General features: G+C 61.6%; 19 protein-coding genes and 2 pseudogenes. 9 read left to right on the top strand and 12 right to left on the bottom strand.

Features of this window, described 5'->3' with window-relative positions; genetic code table 11:
* Positions 1 to 6 precede the first annotated feature (6 nt).
* From NUH86_RS02450 to NUH86_RS02440, 3 genes are all read left to right on the top strand, one after another.
* The gene (locus NUH86_RS02450; RefSeq protein WP_267251117.1) at positions 7 to 273 is read left to right on the top strand and encodes a metal-sensing transcriptional repressor; all 267 of its coding nucleotides are present in this window, start codon (positions 7 to 9) and stop codon (positions 271 to 273) included.
* 231 nt (positions 274 to 504) lie between these two features.
* On the top strand, positions 505 to 1086 hold the full coding sequence (locus tag NUH86_RS02445; protein WP_267251116.1) for a TMEM165/GDT1 family protein: 582 nt from the start codon (positions 505 to 507) through the stop codon (positions 1084 to 1086).
* 155 nt (positions 1087 to 1241) lie between these two features.
* Complete coding sequence (locus NUH86_RS02440) at positions 1242 to 2324, top strand: site-2 protease family protein (protein ID WP_267251115.1); 1083 nt, start codon at positions 1242 to 1244, stop codon at positions 2322 to 2324.
* A gap of 46 nt (positions 2325 to 2370) precedes the next feature.
* Here the strand turns inward: NUH86_RS02440 and NUH86_RS02435 are convergent.
* Positions 2371 to 5044: pseudogene (locus tag NUH86_RS02435) on the bottom strand (cation-translocating P-type ATPase).
* A 26-nt stretch (positions 5045 to 5070) separates the two neighbouring features.
* Entirely contained in the window at positions 5071 to 6135 is a 1065-nt protein-coding gene (locus NUH86_RS02430) for an NAD(P)-dependent alcohol dehydrogenase (RefSeq protein WP_267251114.1), read from the bottom strand.
* A gap of 246 nt (positions 6136 to 6381) precedes the next feature.
* On the opposite strand from NUH86_RS02430, the gene NUH86_RS02425 reads away from it, so the two are divergent.
* The 3 genes from NUH86_RS02425 (at position 6382) to NUH86_RS02415 (ending at position 8773) form a co-directional block, all read left to right on the top strand.
* Positions 6382 to 6963 carry a hypothetical protein gene (locus NUH86_RS02425; protein ID WP_267251113.1) on the top strand — a complete coding sequence of 194 codons (582 nt, stop codon included), beginning with the start codon at positions 6382 to 6384 and terminating at the stop codon, positions 6961 to 6963.
* Positions 6964 to 7035: 72 nt separating this feature from the next.
* Positions 7036 to 7878: a universal stress protein gene (locus NUH86_RS02420; RefSeq protein ID WP_267251112.1), complete on the top strand. Its 843-nt coding sequence runs from the start codon at positions 7036 to 7038 to the stop codon at positions 7876 to 7878.
* Between the two features lie 67 nt (positions 7879 to 7945).
* A complete protein-coding gene (locus tag NUH86_RS02415; RefSeq protein WP_267251111.1) occupies positions 7946 to 8773 on the top strand; it encodes a universal stress protein in 828 nt (275 codons plus the stop codon).
* Between the two features lie 56 nt (positions 8774 to 8829).
* Here the strand turns inward: NUH86_RS02415 and NUH86_RS02410 are convergent, their stop codons facing one another.
* Both NUH86_RS02410 and NUH86_RS02405 read right to left on the bottom strand, forming a co-directional pair.
* Positions 8830 to 10908, bottom strand: coding sequence for a TonB-dependent receptor (locus tag NUH86_RS02410; RefSeq protein ID WP_267251110.1), 2079 nt, complete (start codon positions 10906 to 10908; stop codon positions 8830 to 8832).
* Between the two features lie 275 nt (positions 10909 to 11183).
* Positions 11184 to 11639: a ferritin-like domain-containing protein gene (locus NUH86_RS02405; protein WP_267251109.1), complete on the bottom strand. Its 456-nt coding sequence runs from the start codon at positions 11637 to 11639 to the stop codon at positions 11184 to 11186.
* Between the two features lie 276 nt (positions 11640 to 11915).
* On the opposite strand from NUH86_RS02405, the gene NUH86_RS02400 reads away from it, so the two are divergent.
* Both NUH86_RS02400 and NUH86_RS02395 read left to right on the top strand, forming a co-directional pair.
* Positions 11916 to 12230, top strand: a complete 315-nt coding sequence (locus NUH86_RS02400; protein ID WP_267251108.1) for a TraR/DksA family transcriptional regulator — start codon at positions 11916 to 11918, stop codon at positions 12228 to 12230.
* A 235-nt stretch (positions 12231 to 12465) separates the two neighbouring features.
* Positions 12466 to 13773: an acetyl-CoA hydrolase/transferase family protein gene (locus tag NUH86_RS02395; RefSeq protein WP_267251107.1), complete on the top strand. Its 1308-nt coding sequence runs from the start codon at positions 12466 to 12468 to the stop codon at positions 13771 to 13773.
* Between the two features lie 137 nt (positions 13774 to 13910).
* Here NUH86_RS02395 and NUH86_RS02390 read toward each other — a convergent pair whose 3' ends face one another.
* The 7 genes and pseudogenes from NUH86_RS02390 to NUH86_RS02360 form a co-directional block, all read right to left on the bottom strand.
* Positions 13911 to 14735, bottom strand: a complete 825-nt coding sequence (locus NUH86_RS02390) for a universal stress protein (protein ID WP_267251106.1) — start codon at positions 14733 to 14735, stop codon at positions 13911 to 13913.
* Between the two features lie 297 nt (positions 14736 to 15032).
* A complete protein-coding gene (locus NUH86_RS02385) occupies positions 15033 to 15959 on the bottom strand; it encodes a cation diffusion facilitator family transporter (protein ID WP_267252010.1) in 927 nt (308 codons plus the stop codon).
* 2 nt (positions 15960 to 15961) lie between these two features.
* A complete protein-coding gene (locus NUH86_RS02380; protein ID WP_267251105.1) occupies positions 15962 to 17872 on the bottom strand; it encodes a heavy metal translocating P-type ATPase in 1911 nt (636 codons plus the stop codon).
* Between the two features lie 31 nt (positions 17873 to 17903).
* Positions 17904 to 18203, bottom strand: a complete 300-nt coding sequence (locus tag NUH86_RS02375) for a zf-TFIIB domain-containing protein (protein ID WP_267251104.1) — start codon at positions 18201 to 18203, stop codon at positions 17904 to 17906.
* A 14-nt stretch (positions 18204 to 18217) separates the two neighbouring features.
* On the bottom strand, positions 18218 to 21472 hold the full coding sequence (locus tag NUH86_RS02370; protein WP_267251103.1) for an efflux RND transporter permease subunit: 3255 nt from the start codon (positions 21470 to 21472) through the stop codon (positions 18218 to 18220).
* A gap of 1 nt (position 21473) precedes the next feature.
* On the bottom strand, positions 21474 to 22652 hold the full coding sequence (locus NUH86_RS02365; protein ID WP_267251102.1) for an efflux RND transporter periplasmic adaptor subunit: 1179 nt from the start codon (positions 22650 to 22652) through the stop codon (positions 21474 to 21476).
* 11 nt (positions 22653 to 22663) lie between these two features.
* Positions 22664 to 22963: pseudogene (locus NUH86_RS02360) on the bottom strand (TolC family protein); the annotation flags it as partial.
* A 69-nt stretch (positions 22964 to 23032) separates the two neighbouring features.
* Here NUH86_RS02360 and NUH86_RS02355 point away from each other — a divergent pair.
* Positions 23033 to 24256, top strand: a complete 1224-nt coding sequence (locus NUH86_RS02355; protein WP_267251101.1) for an IS256 family transposase — start codon at positions 23033 to 23035, stop codon at positions 24254 to 24256.
* Here the strand turns inward: NUH86_RS02355 and NUH86_RS02350 are convergent.
* Positions 24237 to 25202 carry a TolC family protein gene (locus NUH86_RS02350; RefSeq protein ID WP_267251100.1) on the bottom strand — a complete coding sequence of 322 codons (966 nt, stop codon included), beginning with the start codon at positions 25200 to 25202 and terminating at the stop codon, positions 24237 to 24239. The two genes, NUH86_RS02355 and NUH86_RS02350, sit on opposite strands and share 20 nt — an antisense overlap.
* Positions 25203 to 25314 lie beyond the last annotated feature (112 nt).

Below are 25314 nucleotides of genomic sequence, written 5' to 3'. Positions count from 1 at the left end.
GCAACGATGAGCCACGCCTTTAACAAAGACCTGATCAATCGGTTGAAACGCGCGCACGGGCATCTTGCGACGATTGTCCGAATGATCGAGGACAACCGCGATGCACTGGAAACTGCCCAGCAGCTTCAGGCTGTGGTAAGCGCGCTCGACAAGGCGAAGAAGGTCCTGGTGGCCGACCATATCGAGCATCATCTTGAAGAAGCGATCGGTCCACTGTCGCCAGAGACGCGCGAAAAACTCGGCAAGCTGACGGAACTCGCCAAGTATCTCTAGCTGATCTTGCCAGGCGCACGTCCATCGTCTAGGGAACCAGCGTCATCTGGGGAGTAGCCAGTCGCCTGCCAGGGCGAGCCTTCGTGTCAACATACTCGGTCGAGAGGCCGTGGTGCGAAGGAAGCGGAACACCGCTTGGGCGAGACCAATGGCACCGAATCTCCGCTCAGGGTTGGGCGGCGAGATCGGTGTCCGTTGGATCTGAAACGCCGCCCGACCCAGAGACTGTCCATGGAAGCCCTTCTGACCTCTACCGCCGTGGTCGCCCTCGCCGAAATCGGCGACAAGACCCAGTTGCTCGCCATCGTGCTGGCTACCCGCTTTCAGCGGCCCTTGCCGATCGTGGCCGGGATTTTCGTTGCCACGATTGCAAACCATTTTCTTGCAGCCCTGGTGGGCTCGCAAGTTGCCTCGATCCTTGATGGCCAGTGGTTCCGCTACGCCATCGCCGCCTCGTTCATTGTAATGGCTGCCTGGACGCTGATCCCCGACAAGCTGGACGATGACGAGCACAAGCCAGCGCGCTTTGGTGCTTTCATCACGACCCTGATCGCCTTTTTCCTCGTCGAAATGGGTGACAAGACCCAGATCGCGACCGTGGCGTTGGGTGCGCGTTTCCACGATGTCCTGCCGGTGACGATGGGCACGACGCTTGGCATGATGATCGCCAATGTGCCGGCCGTGTTCGTCGGTCACGAACTGCTCAAGTACGTGCCGCTCAACATTGTCCGGATGATCGCTGCGGTCCTGTTCCTGGTAATCGGCCTGTGGGTGATCGCGCAGACGGCGGGGTGGACTGCTGGCCTCATTTAACGCCGACCTGGCGACGGAGGCTTGGACGTCGGTTGGACGGCCGGGCCTCCGACCAAGTGCTTGGTGACACCAGTCTGCCTGCTGCTATTGAAACATTCACCTAATGTGCGCCCATTACGGCACGCTAAGAGTTAAAGAGATCATACGGAGAATCGATGGGCTGGTCCTTTTCTATTGGTAAGATCAGCGGAATCCACATCCGGATCCACCTGACATTCGTACTCTTCCTCATCTGGATCGGGGTCGTTTTCTGGAATGAAGGCGGAAGGCCAGCCATGACCAATGGCCTGGTCTACATCCTGTTGCTGTTCGCATGTGTCGTCCTTCATGAGTTCGGCCACATCCTGACCGCCCGGCGTTATGGATCGCAGACGCTCGACGTGGTCCTGCTGCCAATCGGCGGAGTCGCTCGAATGAAGAGCATTCCGGAAAAACCTGCCCAAGAACTGGCGGTGGCGCTTGCTGGTCCATGCGTAAACTTTGTGATTGCTGCTGCGCTGTTCATGGTGCTGGGATCGCAAACGATCCTGCAGGATGTCACCCGGTCCGCAAAGGACATCCCCATTTTATCTCAACTGGCCATCGCGAACATCGCACTGGCCGTGTTCAACCTTGTGCCCGCGTTTCCGATGGATGGTGGACGGGCATTGCGGGCGCTGCTTTCCTACCGGATGGACCGCGCGGCGGCGACAGCGCTGGCGACGCGGATCGGCCATGTCCTGGCAATCGGCTTTGGCGTGTTGGGCTTCATCGCCGGCCACCCCTTGCTGATGCTGGTTGCCTTATTCATCTTCCTCGGAGCCACCGCCGAAAACAACAATACGCAGCTCCACCAGCTGGCCCGGCGATTGAAAGTGTCGGATGGGATGATCACCCAGTTCTCGACATTGCCGGTAACGAGCCGCGTCGCAGACGCAGTATCGCTCCTGATCCACTCGACGCAGCATGACATTCCGATCGTCGATGGCGTGGGCAAGATGATCGGCCTGCTGACACGCGACCGGCTCTTGCGCGCGGTTCACGATCTTGGAGCGGACGCTTCGGTCGCAGATGTCATGCGCACCGATGTCCCGACCGTTTCCGACCGAGCAGAACTGGAAGACGCACTGCGGGTCATGGACGAAGAGAATCTCCCGGCGGTCGCTGTCGCGGACCAACGCGGTCACTTGGTCGGACTGGTGACACTGGAAAATCTGGGACAGATGTTGCTGCTCGCGCGTTTGCGCCCCGATGCATAAGCAATGAGGCTGACCGCTCACCCCGGACAAGCGAGGAACGAACTGGTCAGCGGCGGCAAAGCCTGACAACCAGCTTGCGCCCTTCGTCCAGGAACAGAATGGACGAGGCTACTGCGACCGCCAGAGCCAGGTCCTGCCAGGTCAAAGCAACGGTGCCGAAGATCTGCGAGGCGGGTCGCCAATATATGGCCAGCGCCTGCAGGATCAGCACGCCGCCCAGCGATGACCACAGCAGCCGGTTGTCGAAGAACCGGCGATTGAAAGTGGTGCCCTGTTCAACGCGGGCGTTGAACACATTGAATACCTGGAAAAGAACGAATGTCGTGAAGGCTAGGGTCAGGCCATAGCCGCGCGAAACCTCCTGCATGCCGTAGGACAGCATTCCAAGCGTTCCGATCGTCATGATGCTGCCATAGACCATGAGCCTTGCCAGTCGGCGCAGCGACATGCTCATCGGCTTTCCTCGGCGGTTCGCTCATCAGGCCTGGTCGCGGCGAATCCAGCGCAAGGGCGACAGCTGGCGGGCCGTCCATGATCATCGCCACCCAGAGGATCTGCACCGGCGTCAAGGGATCGGGTAGCCCGAGCAAAGGGGCGAGGAACACCGTCATGATCGCGCCGATCGTTGTCGACAGCTGGAAACGAACGAACTTGATGATGTTGTCGTAGAGCGCCCGGCCCTCGCGAACAGCCCTGACAATCGTGGCGAAATTGTCGTCGGTCAGGATCATCGCGGCTGCCTCCTTGGCAACGTCTGACCCTTTGCGTCCCATTGCGACGCCGATGTCGGCGCACTTCAGAGCTGGCGCGTCATTGACCCCGTCCCCCGTCATGGCGACTATGTGACCCTGGGCCTGGAGCGCCTCGACAATCCGCACTTTGTGTTCGGGCGCAACTCTGGCGAATACGGCGGTCTGCGCCACTGTTCGAGCGAGCTCGGCGGGCGCCAGCGCGGTCAGCTGCGCTCCGGTGAGCACGCCGCCGGTCAGCCCCAGATCACGCCCGATGGCGGCGGCCGTGTCGGGATGATCGCCAGTGATCATCTTGACATCGATCCCGGCGCGCCGGCACCGTTCAATGGCATCGCGCGCCTCGGGCCGGGGAGGATCGACGATCCCGACGATGCCGAGAACGCGCAGCCCGCTCAGATTCTCGACCTCCAGCTGCCCGGCGCTGAACTCGGCCTCGGGGACGATCGCATCGGCCAGCAGCAGCCCGCGCATGCCCTGCCCGGCGAACTGCCGGTAATGTTCCGACATGAGGTCGCACTCGGTGCTGTCCATGCAGTTGACGTCTGCCGCCAGGTTGCCGTTACAGCGGCTCAGCAGCACATCCGGCGCGCCCTTGACGAAGATATGGATGTTGCCGCCGTCGCGGTGAGCCGTCGCCATGAACTTGTGCGCAGAATCAAAGGGCAGTTCGGCCACCCGGGGATATTGGCTGCGGAGTTCGGTAGGTTCCAATCCTGCCTTGCTGGCCAGCACAAGAAGCGCGCCCTCGGTCGGATCACCGATGACCATGCCGTCGCGCAACTGGCTGTCGTTGCACAGGACAGCGGCCTGGAGAAACAGCTCGAAAGTGCCAACCTGATCTGCCGTGCGGATCGGCGTGATCTCGCCGCGCGTCGCATAGCCTTCGCCCGAGACAGCAAAGCTGTCGGCCCCGAGGGCAAACGCCCTGACCGTCATCTCGTTGACCGTCAGCGTGCCCGTCTTGTCGGAACAGATGACCGTCGCGCACCCGAGGGTTTCGACGCTGGCCAGGCGTTTTATCAGCGCCTGATGGCGGGCCATGCGCCGCATGCCCAGCGCCAGTGTTATAGTCACGACCGCCGGGAGGCCTTCGGGAATGGCGGCAACCGCCAACGAGATGGATTCCAGGACGACGTGCGCCAGGGCCTCTCCGCGGGCGATCGAGAAGGCAAAGAGCACAGCCACGAGCACGACAGCGATCATGCCGAGCCGACGTCCGGCCTCGTCCAGTTGCCGTTGCAGCGGACTGCGAGCTTCCCTGGCCTGCTCGAGAGACTGCGAGAGGTGCCCCATAACCGTGGCCATGCCGGTTGCGGTCACCACGAGTTCGCCGCGGCCTCGCGTCACCACGGTGTTCATGAACGCGCAGTTGGTGCGATCCGCAACGGGCGTTTCCGCCGTCAGACAGGCCGTTTCGTCCTTGGCGACGGGCGCGGATTCGCCGGTCAGCCCGGACTCGTCGACCTGGAGCCCGGCTGCCAGCAGTATCCGTGCATCGGCGGCGACCCGGTCGCCTGCCTCAACCATCAGAATGTCCCCGGGAACAACCTCACGGGCCGGGATTTCATGGATCTGGCCGCTACGCCAGACGTGCGCCGTCCTAGGCAACATGCGGCGGAGTGCGAGGAGACTGTGTTCGGCCCGGTACTCCTGGTAGAAGCCGAGCAGGGCATTCAGCACTACGACGGCAAGAATGATCAGGGCATCCCTGAGGTCGCCGGTGGCGCCCGCTACGATCGCGGCAATCAACAGCACCAGGGTAAAGACGCTGCGAAACTGGGCCATCAAGACGGCTATTGCCGTGCGGGGTGGAGCTTCGCTTAATGCGTTCTCGCCCACCTTCGCTAACCGGCGCGCAGCCTCCGCATCGCTCAGGCCGGCTTCGCGCGCGACCCCAAATGCCTCGAGCAGTTCATCGGGCAACAGGACGTGTGCGCTGCCGGCCGAGCCAGGCCAGGGATCATGCATGGGGGTTCCTGTTCGCGCCAGCGGCGTCACGGGGTGATTGCGACTTTGAGCACGCCGTCGCGCTGGTTCGCGAACAGATCATAGGCCGCTTCAATATCGTCGAGCGCAAAACGATGCGTGACCAGCGGACGGGTATCGACCCTGCCAGAGGCGATCACGTCCATCAGCCGCCGCATCCGCTCCTTGCCCCCGGGGCACAAGGTGGTCCGGATCGTATGGTCGCCCAGCCCGGCAAGAAACGCATCGAGCGGGATATGGAGGTCTTCCGAATAGACCCCCAGCGATGAAAGCGTTCCGCCCGGGCGCAAGACCCGCATCGCCCCTTCGATGGTTGCCTGCCGTCCCAGTGCTTCGATGGCGACATCGACGCCGCGTCCGCCGGTCAGCCGCATAATTTCGGCCACCGGGTCGCCCCGGCTGAAATCGACCACGTGGTCGGCCCCCATGCGTCGCGCCATGTCCATCCGGGCCGGAACGCTATCGACCGCGATGATGGTCGTCGCGCCCATGAGCCGGGCGCCTGCGGTCGCGCACAGGCCGATCGGGCCCTGGGCGAAAATGGCAACGGTATCGCCAATCCGGATAGCACCGCTCTCCGCACCTGACAGTCCGGTTGACATGATATCCGGGCACATCAGCACCTGTTCGTCCGACAGGCCTTCGGGCACCAGCGCCAGATTGGCCATCGCGTCGGGCACGAGCACGTATTCCGCCTGGGTACCATCGATCGTGTTGCCGAATTTCCAGCCCCCCAGCGGTTTCCATCCGTGCGGGGTGCCGGGGCCATCCTGCGAATGACAGCCGCACAGCGCGGCGTGGCTGTGTCCCGAAGTGCAGATGGCGCCGGCAATGACCCGCTGCCCTTCCGCGTAACCCTCGACCGCCGAACCGAGCTTCTCGATGATGCCGACGGGCTCGTGACCGATGGTCAGTCCCTTCGCTACGGGATATTCGCCCTTCAGGATATGCACGTCGGTTCCGCAGATCGTGGTCGTGGTGATGCGCACGAGCGCATCGAGCGGACCAACGTCGGGGATCGGCTTATCATCGAGGACGATACGGCCCGGCTCGACGAAGATCGCGGCTCTCATTTTTGGCATGATGTCCTCCAGGGCGGAACTTGGGTCAGCAGCGGCCTTGAACGAAGCGATTCTCGTCCAGTCGCCATCTTCGCCAACTATAGCGCGCTTGCGCGAAGAAAGAACGACACTGTCGGCTCACCAAAACAAACCGCATTTCCTAGCGAACAGGAAATCAGACTTCGAAGCCTTCGCCGCGCTAAAACACCTGTGCTAGAAATGCGGCGAACAAGCCAAGGTCGCGAAGGGGAAGTACCAATGCTCAGACCACCGCCGAGTCCGGATCCCGGACTGATCGGACTGAGCGTCGCCAACCCGAACGACCTGTTCCATGCCTTCGATCCCTCCCCCATGGTCGGGCGCGACCTCGACGACGAAGTCGAACAATATATTCTGGAAAGCGCACTCGAAGCGCCGCAGACTCGATACCAACTCCTGATCCATGCCCCGGAGGACAAGATCGGCCTGGCGGAAACCGCCCAGATACCGGACGCGATCCGGCAATATTTTCTCTACAAGCTCGAGGTCTACCAGCGGCACCTGCGCATCAGGATGCTCGACGGGCACCGATCGCTTTTCACGGGCCTGCTTTTTCTGGCGATCTGCTGGGGCCTGGGAATGGTGGCGATGAACCAGATCCCGGAACCTTACGGTGATTTCTTCAGGGAGGGACTGCTGATCATCGGATGGGTTGCGAACTGGAAGCCCATCGAATTCTTCCTTTACGACCGGCGCCCGATGGTCAGGCAGCGCAATGTCCTCAAGGCCCTGTCCGAAATGGCAATCTCGATCCGCCATGCAGACCAGAATAGTCAGAGCGACGCAGCGGCGCGGCCGTAAGGCAGAATGCGATAGATCAAGGCTGCTTGCACATGGGATGATATCTATCGCTCGTGAGAGAGGCAAAATCCAATGATGACCGATATTCGCGACATCCTGCTTTTCATGGTCAGCTACCCTTACCGCACGCCTGGCTGGGCACTCGATGCCTCGCTGTCACTAGCCGAGCGGTTTGACGCGCGCCTTTCCGGGGTTGTGTGCCAGACGCATATTCCGGCGGTGGGAAACTGGCTGGCGGACAAACTCGTGCACGCCAATGCACTGATTGCTGGCGAGAACGTGCGGAGCCGCGAGGCGACCACCGACCTCCTCAACGAGTTGACAAAGTTGGTAGGCGAGGAACGACGCGGCGAGCAATTTCTCGTGGAGTGCGGACCGCTGGTCAATCCCATGGAGCCCGCGCGCATCGCCCGCACGCACGATCTGACGGTGGTGCCGGTCGAAACCAATGTCGAATTCCAAGTCGCCGCGGAAGCGCTGGTTTTCGACTCCGGTCGCCCCGTGCTTCTGCTTCCCCGCCCGCGATCGGAAGGCCTCGCCTTTCAGGACATCGTCATCGGTTGGGACGGCAGCCGCGCAGCGGCCCGCAGTCTGACGGCGTCGCTGCCGTTCTGCCGCGCTGCCCGTTCGGTCCGCCTTGTGGCGATCTCGGGCGACAAGCCGTTCGCAGCGCAGCACGTGCTGGAAGAAGCCCGGCGTCATCTGGCGCTGCATGACATCGCTGCCCGCCTTGAGGAAGTGGAGGCTACGGGGCGCGATGCCGGCAAGGCTCTCCTCGATCACGGCAGTAGCAGCGGCGCGGACTTGCTCGTGATGGGGGCTTATGGGCATTCGAAAGCCCGGGAATTCCTGCTTGGCGGTGCAACGCGTTCTATCCTGGATGACCCACAATTGCCGGTCCTGCTGGCCCATTAGGCCGGCTCGCTGCGCGACCACCAGGTTGTCCGGACGCAGCTGAAATTGATTCTTGGAAGGATAACGCATGACAAGTCCCGCTACGCCTGTCCTCGTCGCAACAGACCTCGGGGCGCGGTCGGATCGCGCGGTCGATCGTGCCTGCCTCCTGGCCCAGACCTGGGGCGCTCCGCTCAAGGTGCTGCACGCCGTCGAACCGGGATCGTGGGCTGACAGGAACCCTGCTCTTGCGATGGATGGGGTGCGCGCGGTGCTGCCGGATCCATCTCTGGCCGCGGAAATTCTCCTGGCCCATGAACCGGCGCCACAGGCTATTGTCCGGGCAGCGCAGGAGACCGGCTGCGGGTTGATCGTTGCCGGCGTTGCACGGTTCAATCAGGTCGGCGACTTCCTGATCGGGACGACGGTTGATCATGCGGTCCGAAACGCCGAGGTTCCGGTCCTTGTGGTCAAGCAACGCGTGCATGGCGCCTATCGCTCGCTTCTGGTCGCGACGGACTTCTCAACTTGTTCGCGCTTGGCCCTGACAAAGGCGGCCAACATGTTTCCGGACGCGGCCCTGCATGTCCTGCATGTCTTCGATGTCCCGCTCGACGGATGGCCGGGATCGGAGCGTAAAAGCCCGGGCCTGGAAGAGCAGGCGCGGCGCGAACTCGAAGCATTTCTCGATCACCCGGACTTTTCGCAGACCATGCGAAACAGGATCTCGATGCACTTTGGGCACGGCGTGATGGATGCTGCCGTCGAACAGACCGCACGGGACGTAAACGCTGATCTTCTCGTGCTCGGGACACACGGCGAGACCGGGTTTCTCCAGTTCGTCGTCGGCAGCAGGGCGGAATCCCTGCTGTTCTGGAGCAGGACCGACACCCTGATGGTTCGCGAGGTTCCGTAAAGCACGATTGCTTCACGGCAGGAGGAGGCGAGCTACGCCTCCCCTGCCGCGAGCGATCAGAATTTCACGCGCGCCGTGAAGCGTGCATTGATCGGCGCGCCCGGCGTGATGTTGTTGTTGTTATGTGCGTCGGAGAAATACGCCTCATCGAGCAGGTTCTCGACGTTGACCTGGAATTCGAGCCTGTCGCTGGCCTTGAAGAATAGGGCCGCATCGACACGCGTGAAGTCAGGCAGGCGGGTCGTCGTGGCAGTGGTGCGGATCGCGGCAAACTGGCTCGACTGGTGAACGACACCCAGGCCGACGCCGACGCTGCGATTGAAATCGTAGCGGTTCCACAGCGCAAACTGGTGTTTGGGCACCTGGGCGAGGCGCACGAAGTCGTTCCCGCGCAGCTTGGCGTCCTGATAGGTGTAACCGCCGCTCATCTGCCAGTTCGGCGTGATCCGTCCGGTCAGCGCCAGTTCCAGCCCCTTGGTGCGGGTTTCCCCGACATTGATCGTGGCGGTGACATTGTTCGGGTCCGGCGTCGTCGCATTGGTCCGATCAAGCTGGAACAGGGCCAGCGTGACGTTCAGATCGGGACGAATGTCCCACTTGGCGCCGACCTCATAGTTGGTGAACTTTTCCGGGGCGAGGTTCTGCTGGGTTGCGCTCATCGTCAGGAACTGGTCGCCTGATCGCGGCAGGAACGACTGGCTATAGCTGCCGTAGATCGAGATGCTTTCCTGCGGCTTGAAGATCACACCGACGCGCGGCGAAACCTTCTCGTCGGTGCGCGCGAACGGACGCGGCGTTCCGATCCGGTCGGTTCCCTTGATCTCGAAGCGGTCGTAACGCAGGCCGACCACCAGATCGAGATGCTCGCCGAAGCTGATCTGGTCCTGGGCATAGGCCGAGAAGAACTGGACATTGGACACGGTATCGCGCGCGAGCGCGCCGAAGGTGACGCTCGGATAGACGATATTAGCAAGGTTCAGCGTCGTGTTCGACAGAGTACCGTTGCGACGCTGGTTGGCTGAATCCTGGTCGCCATATTCAAGCCCCATCAGGATCTTGTTGCCAACCGGGCCGAGATTGACATCCCAGACGAGGTTGGTCTGGGCGATGAAGTTCTGCCGCTTGTTCGGGTCGATGTAGCTCGACAGCGCCACGGTGCCCGTCTGGCCGGTAGCAGCGCCATTGGCGAAGACGTTGGTATAGTACTTGTCGTAGTCGCCGTAGAGCACGGTGGTCGACCAATCGAGATTGTCGGTCAATTCGCCGTCGAGCCGCGCCTTGACGATGTGCGCCTCGAGACCCGTGCGATTGACGCCCGGCACGCCAAAGAATGTATCGCGGTGGCCGCTGAGCGGCCGGTTCGGTTCGTTCGCGGCTGTCGCGATCGAAGGGACGCCGCGATCGGTGACGCGATCGTCGTGGACATATTCATAGGACAAGCCGGCTTTCCAGCCGCCGCCTAGATCCACTGCGACATAGGGATTGATCGCATACCGTTCGCCCTCGAAGTAATCGCGGTGATTGTCGAGGCTTTCGTAGGTTCCGTTAAGACGGAACGCGGCATTGCTACCGAGCGGAGCGTTGATGTCGGCAGACGCATCCCATGATCCGAACGTATTGACGCTGGCCGATCCGCCGATTTTCAGAGCGTCGGCTGACGGCGTCTTCTGGACCCGGTTGATGATGCCGCCGCTACCGCCCCGGCCGAAGATCAGCGCAAAGGGTCCCTTGAGCACCTCGACCCGTTCGATATTGTAGAGACTGCGGTAGTACTGGACATCGTCCCGTACGCCGTCGAGGAAGAAGTCCGCGCTGGTGTTCTGGCCGCGCAGGGTGATCTGGTCACGATTGCCCTCGCCTTGGCCGACGGTGGTGCCCGGCACATAGCGCAGGACATCGGCCATGCTGCGCAGTGCCTGATCATCGAGCCGTTCGCGGGTCACAACCGTGACAGACTGCGGCACGTCGATCAGCGGCGTATCCGTCTTGGTTGCCGTGACGGAGTCGTCTGCCAGATAGCCGACCGCCTTGCCGGTGACGATGATCGTGCGGCCATCATCGCCATCAGCCTCGGATGCTAGTGCCAGACCGGGCACCGCGATCAGCGCGGTGGAAAAGAGCAACAGCTTCTTCAAGAAAACCCCCTGTAAGTGAATCATCATTGGTCAGCCGCTAATGCTATTGCGACCTATTTGCAATAATTGTTTGTGCGGATGGAACCCTCGGTCATGCCGGGGAGCTTGGCGCAACCAGCTAGCGGCTCGTCGAGGGCCGGTATTTGATCTTCGTCAGTCTCACGCAGCGTGGGAAAAAAGATGCCTACGGCCAGCCCCATCATCGAGGGGAAACCGTCGGGACTAAACCGCGCGTTCGCCCGGCGCCTTCAAATCCAAGAGGCCCGGCCGCCAGATCAGTCGTGGAATGCTGCAACTTCGCCCGGCTTGCGCAGCATCTTGTCGACCTCGTCGAGATGCAGCTCCTCAAGCATGATCATCTCGCGTGCGTACTCCTCAAGCAAAACCGACGTGTCGGAAGCGAGCTTGAGCAGTTCGTAATAGAGGCCGAGCGTCAACTTCTCGTGCTCCAGGCTTTCACGCAGGATGTCGCCGATGTCATGCTTGGTCGTCTCCAGCAGCGGGCCGATCTGGAGCGACGGGTGACCACCCAGCAGCGTGACCAGCTCACCCGCCTTGCGGGCATGGGCCAGTCCTTCGGACGCGTTCCCCTCCAGCCACGAAACGATGGGGATGCGGTTGTAACCGTAAACCATCAGGGCATAGTGGGTGTAGCGGACGACGCCCGCCAGTTCGGCTTCCATGATGCGGTTGAGAACAGCAATTGCGGCTGTTTTATCGTTGTCGGTCATCGCGGGCCTCCTACATTCGCCAAGGCGCCGCCTCGCTGAAAATGGCGGACGTCGCCGTGGCGGCTATGGTACCGCATCTTCGTGCTGCCCGCGATTGAAACAGGCTGCCGCTTTGCGGGTGATCCTGCTGGGCGGTCATTTGAAAATGCACTGCCCAAGATTCCTTCGAATTGTGCGGACTATCGATGTACGTCCGAAATCGACCAGGAATTGTCCATGTGCTTCAGATCGGCATAAGGTCGATCGAACAGACCAAAAATAATGGAGTTGATAATCATGAAGAACCATGAGCCCTTGATCGTTGCTTTGAACTCACGCCTCCGGGAGTTGATTAATCGCGCCGATATAATCGAGGACGAGCTTCGCCACCCTCTGGATGCCGACTCCTCTGAACAGGCCATCGACCTTGCCGACGACGAGACTCTCGCTGCGCTCGACGCCGGATTCAAAGAGGAAGTCGCGCAAATCCAAGCCGCTTTGTCGCGCATCGAGAACGGGACCTATGGCACCTGTACCAAATGCGGCGTCAGCATCGACCCCAAGCGCCTCGAAGCCCTCCCTACTGCCGCCATGTGCATCAACTGCGCGTGACGTAACGGAGACCGGCTGCTTCGCGGCCACTTGCATTACGCGAAGTATCGAATTCCGTTGTCGCTCGGCTCCCGTATTGATGAAGACGCAACTGCCGTTGGAGGCCAGTACACCGAGGCCGTAGCATGTCTCGAAGAACGCGGGCGCTTTGCTTCTCTCGCTTGCCGCATCTGCGGCCCACGGGCGCCTCGCATAGCCCAAGGGACCGGCATAATCTTAGCTTCAAGGACCGCCAATGACCGCCCATCAGGACGCCTACCGCGAAAAACTGACCACGGCCGAGGACGCATTGGCGTTCATTGACTCGGGCATGAATCTGGCGATGGGGATGGCGGTCGCCGAACCGCCAGCGCTGCTCGAAGCCCTGGCAGGCCGGATCGAAACCTCCAAGCTTGCCGATTTGCGCTTGTGGTATTTCCATTCCCTCGATGCCGCCGGCAAAACGGTCCTGCGACGCGACCTCCTAGATCGGGTGCGACCGCACTGTATGTTTCTGAGCAGTGTCGAGCGGGCGCTGATCAGAGCGGATCCATCCCCAGCTCCTTATGGGCCAATCGAGTTCGTGCCGGTGGCATTCAGCCAATCGCCGCAACTCTTGTCCGAGCGCGTCGATCTTGACGCCTGCATCACCACCGTCTCGCCGATGGATCGCCACGGTTGGTTCACCTTCGGAACCAGCAACGATTACACGTCGACTGCCGCACGCAGTGCCCGCAGGCTCATAGTGGAAGTCAATCCGGCCATGCCGCGCGTATTTGGAGACTCGCTGCTGCACGTGTCCGAGGTCGATTCAATCGTTGAAAATCGCTGCCCCCTGCCGGAAATATCGTGCGGGAAACCAAGCCCTGAAGAACGGACCATCGCCCGAATCATTGCCGGAATGATCGACGATGGCGCCTGCCTGCAAATGGGAATCGGCACGCTCCCCGCGGCAGTCTGCGCGCTACTCGAAGATCGCAAGGATCTGGGGATCCACACGGAGTTGTTGACCCCGGCCCTGACACAACTGATCCGGTGCGGTGCAGTCACCAACAAGGCCAAGGCGACCTACCCGGGTCGCAGCGTCTTCACTTTCGCGATGGGTGATGCTGCCTTCTACGATTTCATTGACGACAATCCGGCCATCCATTCCCTGCCCGTGAACATTGTCAACGATCCGCGGCATATCGCGAAGAACGACAATGTCGTTTCGGTAAACGGGACATTGCAGTTCGACCTGGGCGGCGCCTGCAATTCCGAACACCTCCTTGGGCGGCAGTACAGCGGATCGGGCGGACAGCTCGATTTCGTCAGGGGCGCAACGGCGTCGAAGGGTGGAAAATCCATCATTGCCTGCGAGTCCACCGCCCGCAACGGCACCGTTTCCCGGATTGTCCCCGTCCTAGACGGTCCCGTCACAACGCCGCGCAACGACACGCATATCATAGTCACGGAATTCGGCTGGGTTGATTTGAAGGGTAAATCAATGAGTCAACGAGCCGATGCTCTTATCGCCCTGGCTCACCCCAGATTTCGCGAAAAGTTGGCCCAAGATTTTAGATAGATACTGTGTCCTTATTGGTAAAATGATCCTGGGACTTTACCGATCCACGTTACCTCGTCGCGCCCGCCGGAGAAGACTTATATTTGCACTGATCTGCCGAGCAAGTGGAACGGCAGTCGCTCGCATGCGCGTTCAGTTCAATGAGCCATGAACCAGGAAATCTCGGGATTGCCGAGCAAGTCTCTGGTCACGCCTCCCAACACTCGCTCCCTTAAGGAACCCCGGCTGAAAACCCCGGCAACAATGAGACTGGCATCGACACGTTGAGCCTCGGCCAGCAGGTCCTCACCGATTTTACCGTGAGTGCGGGGAATATGCAGATGTTCCGCAGTCACGCCATGGCGGCGCAAATGATCAGCAACCATTTCCAGGCGTTCGATCGCCACTTCGTCACCGACACCGACGACCGTCACCTTCCCGGTACGCTGGAGGATCGGTAGTGCATCATGCACAGCGCGGCGTGCTTGCGAGCAATCCTTCCATGCGACTAGCACATTGGCAAAGCTGGCTTCCGGCATTTTCGTGCCAAGACGCAGAATGGGCGCGCCCGATCGCAAGGCAAGGTCGGCAGCGTTCAGCGGAGCGCACGTCTTGCTTTCAGATGCGCTGGTGATGAGCAGGTCTGCGGTCCACAGATGATCTCGCAGCACAACATTCGGCTCAGCAACGCCGGAGCACCACTCGGCTTCAACCGCGTTGTCGTCAAAGACAGTGCCGAATGCGCTGCGAGCGGTATCCAACGCATCTATCATCTCCCGCTCTTGCAACTGAGCGGATAATGCGTTTCCGACCAGCGGACGCATGCCAGAATATCGCGGCCAAGCATAAGATACCACTGATAGCCTCGCCCCGGTTTCGAGAGCCAATTTTCGCGCAAATTCGAGCGGCAGCTGGACGTCCTTCTTGGGGCAAGCATCGACGACGATGTCACAATAGCTCATGATTTTTGAGTCCACTTCCACCCGATCACCGGAATCCTGGCAATCTTAACGTCCATTTGCTTCAGCCCCATTTCCATTGGCCTTTCGGGTAATAGCGGCGAAGCGCGGAATCAAGGAAGCCCGACCTTGCAGCCACGGCAGCCAACTTCTCGGTCATTGTGACACTTGCCTGGGTACAAGCATACGCTTGGGCGTGCACATTTTCGCCGGAGGCGCGGCAGGGGTAATGCCTCGCCTCCGGCGGGGCCGCTCTTTCCGACATGTCCGGGGTCTCGCTTGGTGGAGACAATTTCCTTCCAACACGCGGGGCGGCCAATCTCAAGCATGGAGCGCAGCTTCATCATCACAGGGAACGACTTCGGCCTGGATCGTCGAATGATGGATGCCAAACCTGCCCTCAAGCATCGCTGCGACTGCGGCGCGCGTTGCGAACGGCTCCGCGCCCGCAGCCAGGACCACATGTGCGGTCAGACTGGCATCGTCGCCAGCGACGGACCAGACATGAAGGTCGTGTGTGCTATCGACGCCGGCCACGTCATTGACCGCCTTTCGAATCTCTTCGAGGTCCATCCCGCTCGGCACACCTTGCAACAGGATGTGCGTCGTGTCCTTTAGCAGCATCCAGGTCCGAGGAAGCACCCACAGTCCTATGGCTATGGCGACGATGGCATCGATCCAGGTGAGCCTTGTGAAGTAGATAGCAACAGCCGCCCCAATAACGCCGAGCGAGCCCAACATGTCGGCCCAGACTTCGAGATAGGCGCCCTTTACATTGAGACTGCTATCTTTGCCGGCCACGAGCACGCGCATGGCCACGAAATTGGCAAGGAGTCCGAATGTTGCGACAACGAGCATACCGAGCGAGGCCACTGGCTCGGGGTCGATAAGCCGATTGATGCCTTCCCAAAGAATATAGCCCGCGACAGCAAAGAGCAGCAACGCGTTGAACGATGCGGCGAGAATTTCGAACCGGCGGTAGCCATAGGTGCGTTGCTTGTCGGCCGGCCTCTGCCCTACCTTGATTGCAACGAGCGCAATTGCAAGCGCGGCCGCATCGGTGAACATGTGCGCCGCATCGGAAAGCAGCGCGAGACTGTTGAAGACAAACGAGCCGACAAGCTCGGCAACGAGAAACGTGCTGGTGATCGCCAAGGCAATGGTCAGGTTTCTGCCATTCGCCCCCGCGCCGTGACTATGCCCCGGTGTTCCATGTCCGGCGTCAGCGTGGCTATGTCCTGCGCCCATGTTCAAGCCCTCGTGCTGGCGGTGTGACCTTCTTCCACCTCCGTTGGCTGGAACGTCCAGAACAGCAGCAGTGCATTGAACGTAACCAGAATCGTCGCCCCTGTATCGGCAATGATGGCGGTCCACAGATTGGTGATGCCGAACACGGCAAGCACCAGGAACACGAGTTTAAGCCCGACCGCGATGACAATGTTGGTGAGGATCGTGCTGCGGGTCTTGCGGGCCAGCCGGATGGCATCTGGGACGCCCCACAAACGATCCTTGAGCAGGCCGACATCGGCAGTCTCTATCGCGACATCGGTGCCGCCGCCCATGGCCAGGCCAAGCGTAGCGGTGGCAAGCGCGGGAGCATCGTTGACGCCGTCACCCACCATCAGGACCGGCGCTTCGGCCTTGAGGGCTTCGATCCGTTTGAGCTTGTCGGCTGGCATCAACTCGCCCTCGGCCTCCATCCCTAGCCCCTGCGCGACGGCCGTTGCCGTCCGCTGATTGTCGCCACTGAGCATTAGCGAGCGAATGCCAAGCGCGTTGAGCGCGGCAATGGCGGGTCTGGCATCGTCGCGTGCTTCATCGCGAACCGCGATATGACCCTGATATTTACCGTCCACCAGCAACACCGCAACCGTCTTGCCCGCGCGTTCGAGCGTATCGATGCTCGCTGCAACATCGGTTTCGAGCGATCCCGCCGCGCGCGGGCTGAACAGCGCCACCTGCTTGCCGCCAACCATGCCCACCGCACCCTGACCCTGCTTTATGGTGACGTCCGTCGATTTGGGCACGGCTACTTTCAGCCGCTCTGCTTCTGTAACGATCGCCTTGGCTACTGGATGCGTCAATCCGGTCTCGATAGCCGCGGCCAGTTTGAGCGTGTCCTGGCCTGCGACATCGGTGACCACAGGATGTCCGCGCGTCAGCGTGCCGGTCTTGTCAAAGGCGGCGATGCCGATCTTGGCGAGCTGTTCCAGCGCTTCGCCGCTCTTGATCAAGATGCCGCTGCGTGCTGCAGTTGCGATGCCGGTGGCAATCGCGGCAGGCGTTGAAAGCACCAGCGCACAGGGGCAGGCAATCAGCAGCACCGTCAACGCGCGATAGGTCCAGGTGGCCCATTCGCCGCCAAAGGCCAGCGGTGGCACCAAAGCGATCAGCGTCGCCAGGATGATCGCGGCGGGTGTATACCAGCTGCTGAAATTGTCGATGAAGCGGGCGGTAGGTCCGGTTGACGCCTGAGCCTGCGCCACGAGATCACCGATCCTGGCGACCACGCTGTTCGATGCGTCCTTGGTCACTTCGACTTTCAGCGTGCCATCGCCGTTGATCGATCCGGCAAAGACATCGGCACCAACCGTCTTTTCCACGGGACGCGATTCTCCCGTGATCGCTGCTTCGTCGAGCGCGGAGCTGCCATTGATGATGCGGCCATCGGCGGCGATTCGGTCTCCCGCCGAGACCAGCATGATCGCCCCAATGTTGAGCGTTGTGACATCCACAGTGCGCCGCTCACCATCGACCTCGATGACGGCTTGCGATGGCAACAGCTTGGCCAGCGCGCTCAATCCCGAACGCGCGCGGGCTGCGGCAAAACCTTCAAGCAGTTCGCCCAGCGAGAACAGCGCCACCACGACAACGGCTTCGGCCCCGGCGTCGATGGGAATCGCGCCCAGCACCGCCACTGTGACCAGTGTTTCGATGCTGAACGGGCGGCCCTTCAGCGCCTTGGTGAATGCCGTTCGGGCGAAGGGCGCCACCGAAAGGACTGCGCCCACGCCATAAGCCCATCGCGACCATTCGGGCTGCAACCACGAAACGCCATAGGCAATGGCGGCAATGGCGCAGGCAAACAGAAATATCCGCAGGCCTGTGCTTTCGCCGTGGCCGTGCGCGTGGCCGTCATCGTCACTGTGTTCAGACCCCATGCGCACTCTCCTTCGACCGGCCATCAGCCGATCAGTCGAACAACTCGGCGAGAAAACTCTTGCGGGGCTTGCCACCATGATGTCCCGACCGACGATAATCGTCATAGCCGCGCTCGCCGTTTTCGGGACGTACACCGGCAGCAGGTGCCGATGCCGGCGGGGCAGCCCGTTCGGATCGCTCGATTATCTTGTCGAGTTCTCCACGATCTAGCCAGACCCCGCGGCATTGCGGGCAAAAGTCGATTTCGACTCCTTGTCGATCCGACATTGAAAGCGGCACGCGGCACGCGGGGCAAAGCATGGCCTGTTGCGAAACTGTTGGCTGGTTCATGTTGCGTTTTCTCCTTATTTATCGACGATGGGCTCACCGAGCACCGAGACATCGCTGTAATCCCCAGGAACGTGCTTCTTGTGGCGACCACGCAGCAGCAGATGACTGATCGCAGGAAGCACGAAGAGCGTCAGCAGGGTCGAGGTAATCAGCCCGCCGATCACCACGATCGCCAACGGCTTCTGCACCTCGGCACCGGTGCCCGTCGCAATCGCCATGGGCACGAAGCCGATGGCCGGGACGATTCCGGTCATCAACACCGCGCGAACGCGCTCCATCGTGCCTTCCGCGATCGCTTCATCGACCGGCTTGCCCGCATCCAATCGCGTGTTGATGCTGGTCATCACGACCAGGCCGTTGAGAACGGTGACGCCCGACAACACGATGAAACCGACCGCCGCCGACACCGAGAACGGCAAACCGGTCAGCAGCAGCGAGAATACACCGCCCGCCAGCGCCAGCGGAATTGCCGAATAGACCGCGATCGATTGCCTGACCCCGCCCAGCGCCAGGAACAGGATGCCGAAGATCGCGGCGAAGATGATCGGGATGACCACGGACAGCGTCTGCGACGCGGCTTGCAGGTTCTTGAACTGCCCGCCCCATTCGATGAAGGCGCCCGTCGGCAATTTGACCTGAGCATTCACCTTCTGCTGGGCTTCGGCAACAAACGAACCCAAATCGTTGCCGCGCACGTTCGCCTGAACTACCACGCGCCGCTTGCCGTTTTCGCGGCTGACCTGATTTAGTCCTTCCGAGAAATTGAACCTGGCTACCTCGCGAAGCGGCACCGACACCCGGTCCACATCCTCGCCGGGCAGCATCACCGGCAAAGCCCCGACCGCATCGAGATCGTTGCGGGTCAGGTTGTCGAGCCGGACGACGATGTCGTAGCGCCGGTCACCCTCGAACACGATCCCAGCCTCACGTCCCCCCATGGCGGCCGCCACGGTATCGCTGACGTCCTGGAGACTCAGCCCATAGCGCGCGATTGCATCGCGATCGAACTGGACGTCGAGCACTGGAAAGCCCGCCGTCTGTTCGACCTTGACGTCTGCCGCGCCCTTGACGGTTTTCAGAACGCTCGCGATCTGCTGAGCCGACTTGCCCATCGCGTCGAGATCGTCACCATAGACCTTGATGGCGATGTCACCGCGCACCCCGGCGATCAGTTCGTTAAAACGAAGCTGGATCGGCTGGCTAATCTCGACCTGATTTCCAACCAGCGGCTCGAGCTGCTTTTCGACGCGCGCGATGACATCGTCCTTGGTCTCGACACCGGCCGGCCAATCGTCTTTCGGTTTGAGGATGATAAAGGTGTCCGATGCGTTGGGCGGCATCGGGTCGCTGGCGACCTCTGCGGTGCCGGTCTTCGAATAGACGAACGCCACTTCGGGTAGCTTGGCGACACTTACCTCGACTTGCCGCTGCATTTCCGTTGATTTTGCCAACGACGTCGAAGGAATGCGCAAAGCCTGCATCGCAAGATTGCCCTCGCCGAGAACGGGAAGGAATTCGCTGCCGAGCATCAGGAAGACGAGGATCGCAGCACCGAACGTACCGGCACCCGCGCCGACCCACGGCCAGGGGCGATCGATCACGCGCTTGAGTATTGGCTCGTAGCGGTCCTTGACCCAGGCGACCGCCTTGACTTCCTTCTCCGCAACTTCGCCCCGGATCAGCAGTGCAACCATAGCTGGAACGAAGGTGAGCGACGCGACGAATGCCCCGGCCAACGCCAGCATGACCGTGATTGCCATTGGCGAGAAGGTCTTGCCCTCGACACCGGTGAAGGTCAGCAGTGGCACGAAGACGAGGAAGATGATTGCCTGGCCGTAAAGCGTCGGCTTGACCATCTCGCGCGATGCTTCGAACACCTCGTGCAGCCGTTCGTTGAGGTTGAGCACCCGGCCCAGCTGTTGCTGGCGGTGCGCCAGCCGTTGCAGACAGTTTTCGATGATGATGATCGAGCCATCGACGATCAGCCCGAAATCGAGCGCACCAAGGCTCATCAGATTGCCCGAGGTGCCGGTGATGTTCATCCCCGTTCCCATCACGAGGAACGAGATCGGGATAACGAGCGTGGCGATCACCGCAGCGCGGAAATTGCCGAGCAGCCAGAACAGCACCGCAGCAACCAGCAGAGCGCCTTCGACGAGGTTCTTTTCGACTGTGCCGATCGTGGCATCGACCAGTTCGGACCGATCCAGTACTGTCTTGACGGTAACGCCCGGTGGTAGCGACTTGGCGACTGTGTCAAGTCGATCGGCAACCGATTTCGCGACGATACGGCTGTTGCCGCCCGCCAGCATAAGAGCCGTACCGACGACAACTTCCTTGCCGTTCTGCGTTGCCGCGCCTGTCCGCAGGTCGCCGCCGATGCGGACTGTCGCGACATCGCGGACCATGACCGGAACGCCCCCACGGGAATCGATCGATGCACGCGCAATCTCGTCGAGCGTGCGGATGCGGCCATCGGCGCGGACGAGGAACGCCTCGCCCCCGCGTTCGACAAAGTTCGCGCCGACCGAAATGTTGGACTTTTCGAGCGCGTCGGCAAGTTCGGTAAACGAGATGCCATAAGTCGACATCTTCGCGACGTCGGGTGTCACCACGAACTGCTTTTCATAGCCGCCGATGGAATCGATCCCCGCGACGCCCGAAACCGTCTTGAGTTGCGGACGGATCACCCAGTCCTGCACCGAACGAAGATAGCCTTCCTTGGCGATGGCATCGGTCAGCAACTCGCCCGCAGGCGTCATGTATGACCCATCGGGCTGCGGACCGGGCTTGCCCGCGACTTTGGGATTGGTCTTTGTGCCGGACGGCGCAAAATCGACGACATACATCAGCACTTCGCCAAGCCCGGTCGAAACCGGCCCCATCGATGGTTCCACGCCTTCAGGCAGCGTGCCTTTGGCCTGGTTGAGCCGTTCGGCAACCTGCTGGCGGGCGAAATAGAGGTCGGTGTGATCCTCGAAGACGACCGTGACCTGCGAAAACCCGTTGCGCGAGATCGAGCGCGAACTTTCCAGCCCCGGTATCCCTGCCATTGCGGTTTCGACCGGGAAGGTGACGAGCCGCTCCATGTCGAGCGGGCCGAGGTTCGGCGCGACGGTGTTGATCTGCACCTGCTTGTTGGTGATGTCCGGAACGGCATCGATCGGCAGCTTCAAGAGCTGGAAGACACCATAAGCGGAAACGATTAGCGTCAGGATGACCACGCCCCAGCGGAAGCGGATCGACGCATCGAGAAGTTTTTCAATCATCTCAGTGCTCCGCCTCGCCCTTGCCGAGTTCGGCTTTGAGCAGGAACGCGCCCTTGGTCGCGACGACCGCGCCCGGTTTCAGCCCGTCGATGATTTCGATCCGTCCCCCGCCGCGCTTGCCGGTGACCACATTTGTCGCCTGGAACCCCTTTGCGGTTCGCACGAACACGACATCGCGTCCCTCGAATGACTGCACGGCCTCCTCAGGTAGCGCGATGGCGCTGCCTGAGGAGGCCCCGCGCGGCGTAATCCGCACGCGCAATCCCTGACCCTGAGTCAGACCGCCAACGCCCTGCGGCTGGAGCACGACCGTCGCCGACTTGCTTTCGGGATCGAGGCTGGGCGTGGTCGAGCGGACCACGGCGCTCATGGTCTCGCCTCCAAGCAATTCGATTACCGCCGTATCGCCCGGCTGGATGCGCCGGGCATCGGCGGCCAGCACCGAGGCGTTGATCTGGATACGATTGGGGTCGGATACGCGGAACAGTTCGGCCCCGGCGAGCACATAGGCACCAAGCTTGGCATCGGACCTGGTGACGCGGCCCGAAATCAGGCTGACCACGGCAAGCGTCCGTCCGTCGCCGCTCACTTTCGATGCCGCTGCGGCAGATTGGCTGCGCCGCGCTTCGGCTTCAGCTTCTGATAGCGCAGCCTGCGCGCCCTCGAGATCCTGTCGCGCAGTGACGCGCGCGTCGAACAGGCGCTTTTCACGCGCATAGGTCGAGCGCGCCAGGGCGAGTTTGGCCTGTGCCGTGCTGCGCTCCGACGCGATGCTTGCCGCGTCGCGGCTTTCCATCGTCGCAATCGACTGGCCAGCCTGGACATAATCACCGAGGCGGCGATTGATGGCGGTAATCGCTCCATCGGCGCGCGCTGTCAGCACCGCTTCGCCTTCGGGTGTCGCGGCAACGACGCCTTGTGCGAGGATTTCCGAGCCGAGGCCTCCGGACTGCACCGTTTCGGTAACGATCCCCGCGCCTTGTGCACGGGCAGAATCCATTTCGACGAAGCCCTCGGGGCCATGGTTTTCCTCTGCCTTCTCATCCGGCGCGGCGGCCTCGGTAGGAGCAGCATCGGGTGCGAGCAGCGTGCGGCCCAGCATGACACCGCCACCGGCGAGAACCAATGCGCCTGCCGCCACCGTGGCGATCAGGGCTTTTCTGTTTTCTGCAAATTCCATGGGATAATTCCTTACTGCGCGTTCGCGCGAGCCAGCGCGGCGAGCGCGCGGGCGCGATCCAGTTGCGCTTCGATGATGGCGAGACGAGTGCTGGTGAGCGCTTGCTGCGCGTCGATCAGTTCGAGCAGCGAGAACTTGCCCGCCCGGTAGCCGATGCCAGCGAGACGTTCGGCTTCGCTGGCCTGACGCAGGCCAGGACCAGTGAGAGCCGCAAGCCGCTCGTTTGCCGCCGACAATAAGGTCTGCGCCTCCTGTCGGGTGAAGCTGGTGTCGAGGCGGGTCTGGGCAAACATTGCCTCTGCGGCATCGCTGTCTGCCCTTGCGGGACTGTCAGGATTTCCGTGTGTGGCCGGGCTTAATGGGTAACAAGGAGTCCCACTATGTCACGACGCAAAGAATCCGTTATTCCCAATGCGCTTCTCGACGAGCTTTTGGCCGGAGGCGCTGCCAGTGCGGCATTTGAACAAGGTGGCTTGCTGGATTCGCTGAAGAAGGCGCTGACGGAGCGCGCGTTAAACGCGGAGATGGATCACCATCTTGCGACAGGCGAAGGTGCCGGCAACACGCGCAACGGCTATGGCCGGAAGACCGTAATGACCGAGACCGGCAAGCTGGAGATTGATGTCCCGCGCGACCGCCAGTCTAGCTTCGACCCGCAGCTGATAGCCAAGTATCAGCGCCGCTTTCCGGGCTTCGATGAGAAGATTGTGTCGATGTATGCGCGGGGCATGAGCACGCGGGAGATCACCGGGCACCTGCGCGATCTGTACGGTATCGACGTATCGCCGGATCTGATCAGCACGGTGACCGATGCTGTCCTCGACGAAGTTGCCACCTGGCAGCAAAGGCCGCTCGACCCGGTTTATCCGTTGGTTTTCTTCGACGCGATCCGGGTCAAGATCCGCGATGAAGGCATGGTCCGCAACAAGGCGATCCATATCGCGCTGGGCGTCCGTGCTGATGGCACCAAGGAGGTTCTGGGCCTGTGGCTGGAGCAAAACGAAGGCGCCAAGTTCTGGCTGCGGGTGATGAACGAACTGCGGAACCGCGGCGTCGAAGATATCCTTCTCGCTGTCGTCGATGGCTTGAAGGGCTTCCCTGATGCGATCACCGCCGTGTTCCCGGAGGCAATTGTTCAAACGTGCATTGTCCATCTGCTGCGCAACTCCATGGACTTCGTATCCTGGAAAGACCGCAAAGGGCTGGCAACCGCGCTCAAGGAGATTTACCGCGCCACAGATGCTGACGCTGCCGAAAAGGCGCTGACGGCGTTCGAGGCCAGTCCCTGGGGCCAGCGCTATCCCGCGATCGGCCAGAGCTGGCGGCGTGCCTGGGGTGAGGTCATCCCGTTCTTCGCCTTCCCAGACGACGTGCGGCGGATCATTTACACGACGAACGCGATCGAGGCGCTGAACTCGAAGCTCAGGCGCGCGGTCCGGGCCAGGGGCCACTTCCCCAGCGACGAAGCTGCCACCAAATTGCTCTATCTGATCTTGAACAGGTCGGAAAAAGAGTGGAAAATGCCGCCACGTGAGTGGACCATGGCCAAGGCCCAGTTCGCCGTAATCTTCGGTGAGCGCTTCATCAGGGCCATGGCGGCGTAATGTTCAACCGCCCGGCCGCACACGGAAATCCTGACAGTCCCGCCCTTGCCGCCGCCACACCGCTGCGGCCGCGATTGTTGAATGGCAAGGGAACCGAAAGACCCATCACAACGGCCGTCGCCCCGCTCTCCCGGAAACTGCGAAAACCACCCGACGCTGTGACGTTTGGCACAGCCTCTGCCCGCGCCAGCGTGATGCCAGCCGAGGCGGCATCGCGCTCGGCCGCAGCCAGTCGTTCATCGAGACTCGCGGTGCCCGGGGGTAGAGGCACGGTCGGGACCGGGTCTCCACCGATCGCCGACAGGTCTGGGTCTTCACTGCCGATGAAGAGACCCAGCTTCCTTCTTGCAGTCAGCAACAGCCCGAAGGAGCGCAGACTCTCGGCCTCGGCCTCGGCCAGCAAAGCGTCGGCGCGCAACTTGCGCAGCGGCGGATCACGCCCGGCATCGACAAGGGCTCCGGCGATCCGCGCCAGTTCCTGCGCGCGGGTCAAATTGCCACGGGCGAGCACCGCCCGGTCGTCCGCCGCGCGCAATTCCGCATGAGCGACCGCAATATCATAGGAGAGATCGGCGGCCGCCCTGCTCAGCGACAGCCGGGCAAACTCGCGTTCGGCTCCCGCCACGGCCTTGCGCGCCCGCCGCTCGCCGCCCAGCTCGAACTCCTGACTGACCGCGACCGTGACTTCGCTCTGGCGAAACGAGCGATAAGGACCGGTGCCGCTGAAATTCTCGACTTCAACCCCGATCGTGGGGTTTGGCCGCAGCCCGGCCCGCACCGCACGCGCTTCGGCGGCCCTTAACTCCGCCTCGGCACGGGTTATGCGCGGGGAGACTTCACGGCCCTTGGCAAGCGCATCATCCAAGGTCACCGGCTCGGCCCATGCCGGGCCGGCCTGTATCACCAGCGCACCGGCCATCAGCAGGGCGCGCAATCGTATTGGCATGAAAAACTCCTGATCAATGCAAGATGGCGCGGGCAATGCGTGCCCGCGTCAGGCAAAGATCAGGCTGAGGGCGGTTGTGTGGGGGGGGCTGTAGACCAGGAGTTGAGGCTGG

The sequence above is a fragment of the Sphingobium sp. JS3065 genome, assembly GCF_026427355.1.
GTDB lineage: Bacteria > Pseudomonadota > Alphaproteobacteria > Sphingomonadales > Sphingomonadaceae > Sphingobium.
The sequence above is the reverse complement of the archived record's forward strand: the minus strand, read 5'-3'. Positions and strand labels throughout refer to the sequence as shown.

Coding starts and splice junctions, on each gene's coding strand:
- NUH86_RS02355 (WP_267251101.1), top strand. CDS start 23,033: ATGTCACGACGCAAAGAATCCGTTATTCCCAATGCGCTTCTCGACGAG.
- NUH86_RS02370 (WP_267251103.1), bottom strand. CDS start 21,472: ATGATTGAAAAACTTCTCGATGCGTCGATCCGCTTCCGCTGGGGCGTG.
- NUH86_RS02380 (WP_267251105.1), bottom strand. CDS start 17,872: ATGGGGTCTGAACACAGTGACGATGACGGCCACGCGCACGGCCACGGC.
- NUH86_RS02450 (WP_267251117.1), top strand. CDS start 7: ATGAGCCACGCCTTTAACAAAGACCTGATCAATCGGTTGAAACGCGCG.
- NUH86_RS02350 (WP_267251100.1), bottom strand. CDS start 25,202: ATGCCAATACGATTGCGCGCCCTGCTGATGGCCGGTGCGCTGGTGATA.
- NUH86_RS02400 (WP_267251108.1), top strand. CDS start 11,916: ATGAAGAACCATGAGCCCTTGATCGTTGCTTTGAACTCACGCCTCCGG.
- NUH86_RS02425 (WP_267251113.1), top strand. CDS start 6,382: ATGCTCAGACCACCGCCGAGTCCGGATCCCGGACTGATCGGACTGAGC.
- NUH86_RS02395 (WP_267251107.1), top strand. CDS start 12,466: ATGACCGCCCATCAGGACGCCTACCGCGAAAAACTGACCACGGCCGAG.
- NUH86_RS02415 (WP_267251111.1), top strand. CDS start 7,946: ATGACAAGTCCCGCTACGCCTGTCCTCGTCGCAACAGACCTCGGGGCG.
- NUH86_RS02430 (WP_267251114.1), bottom strand. CDS start 6,135: ATGAGAGCCGCGATCTTCGTCGAGCCGGGCCGTATCGTCCTCGATGAT.
- NUH86_RS02365 (WP_267251102.1), bottom strand. CDS start 22,652: ATGGAATTTGCAGAAAACAGAAAAGCCCTGATCGCCACGGTGGCGGCA.
- NUH86_RS02445 (WP_267251116.1), top strand. CDS start 505: ATGGAAGCCCTTCTGACCTCTACCGCCGTGGTCGCCCTCGCCGAAATC.
- NUH86_RS02375 (WP_267251104.1), bottom strand. CDS start 18,203: ATGAACCAGCCAACAGTTTCGCAACAGGCCATGCTTTGCCCCGCGTGC.
- NUH86_RS02420 (WP_267251112.1), top strand. CDS start 7,036: ATGATGACCGATATTCGCGACATCCTGCTTTTCATGGTCAGCTACCCT.
- NUH86_RS02385 (WP_267252010.1), bottom strand. CDS start 15,959: ATGGGCGCAGGACATAGCCACGCTGACGCCGGACATGGAACACCGGGG.
- NUH86_RS02405 (WP_267251109.1), bottom strand. CDS start 11,639: ATGACCGACAACGATAAAACAGCCGCAATTGCTGTTCTCAACCGCATC.
- NUH86_RS02440 (WP_267251115.1), top strand. CDS start 1,242: ATGGGCTGGTCCTTTTCTATTGGTAAGATCAGCGGAATCCACATCCGG.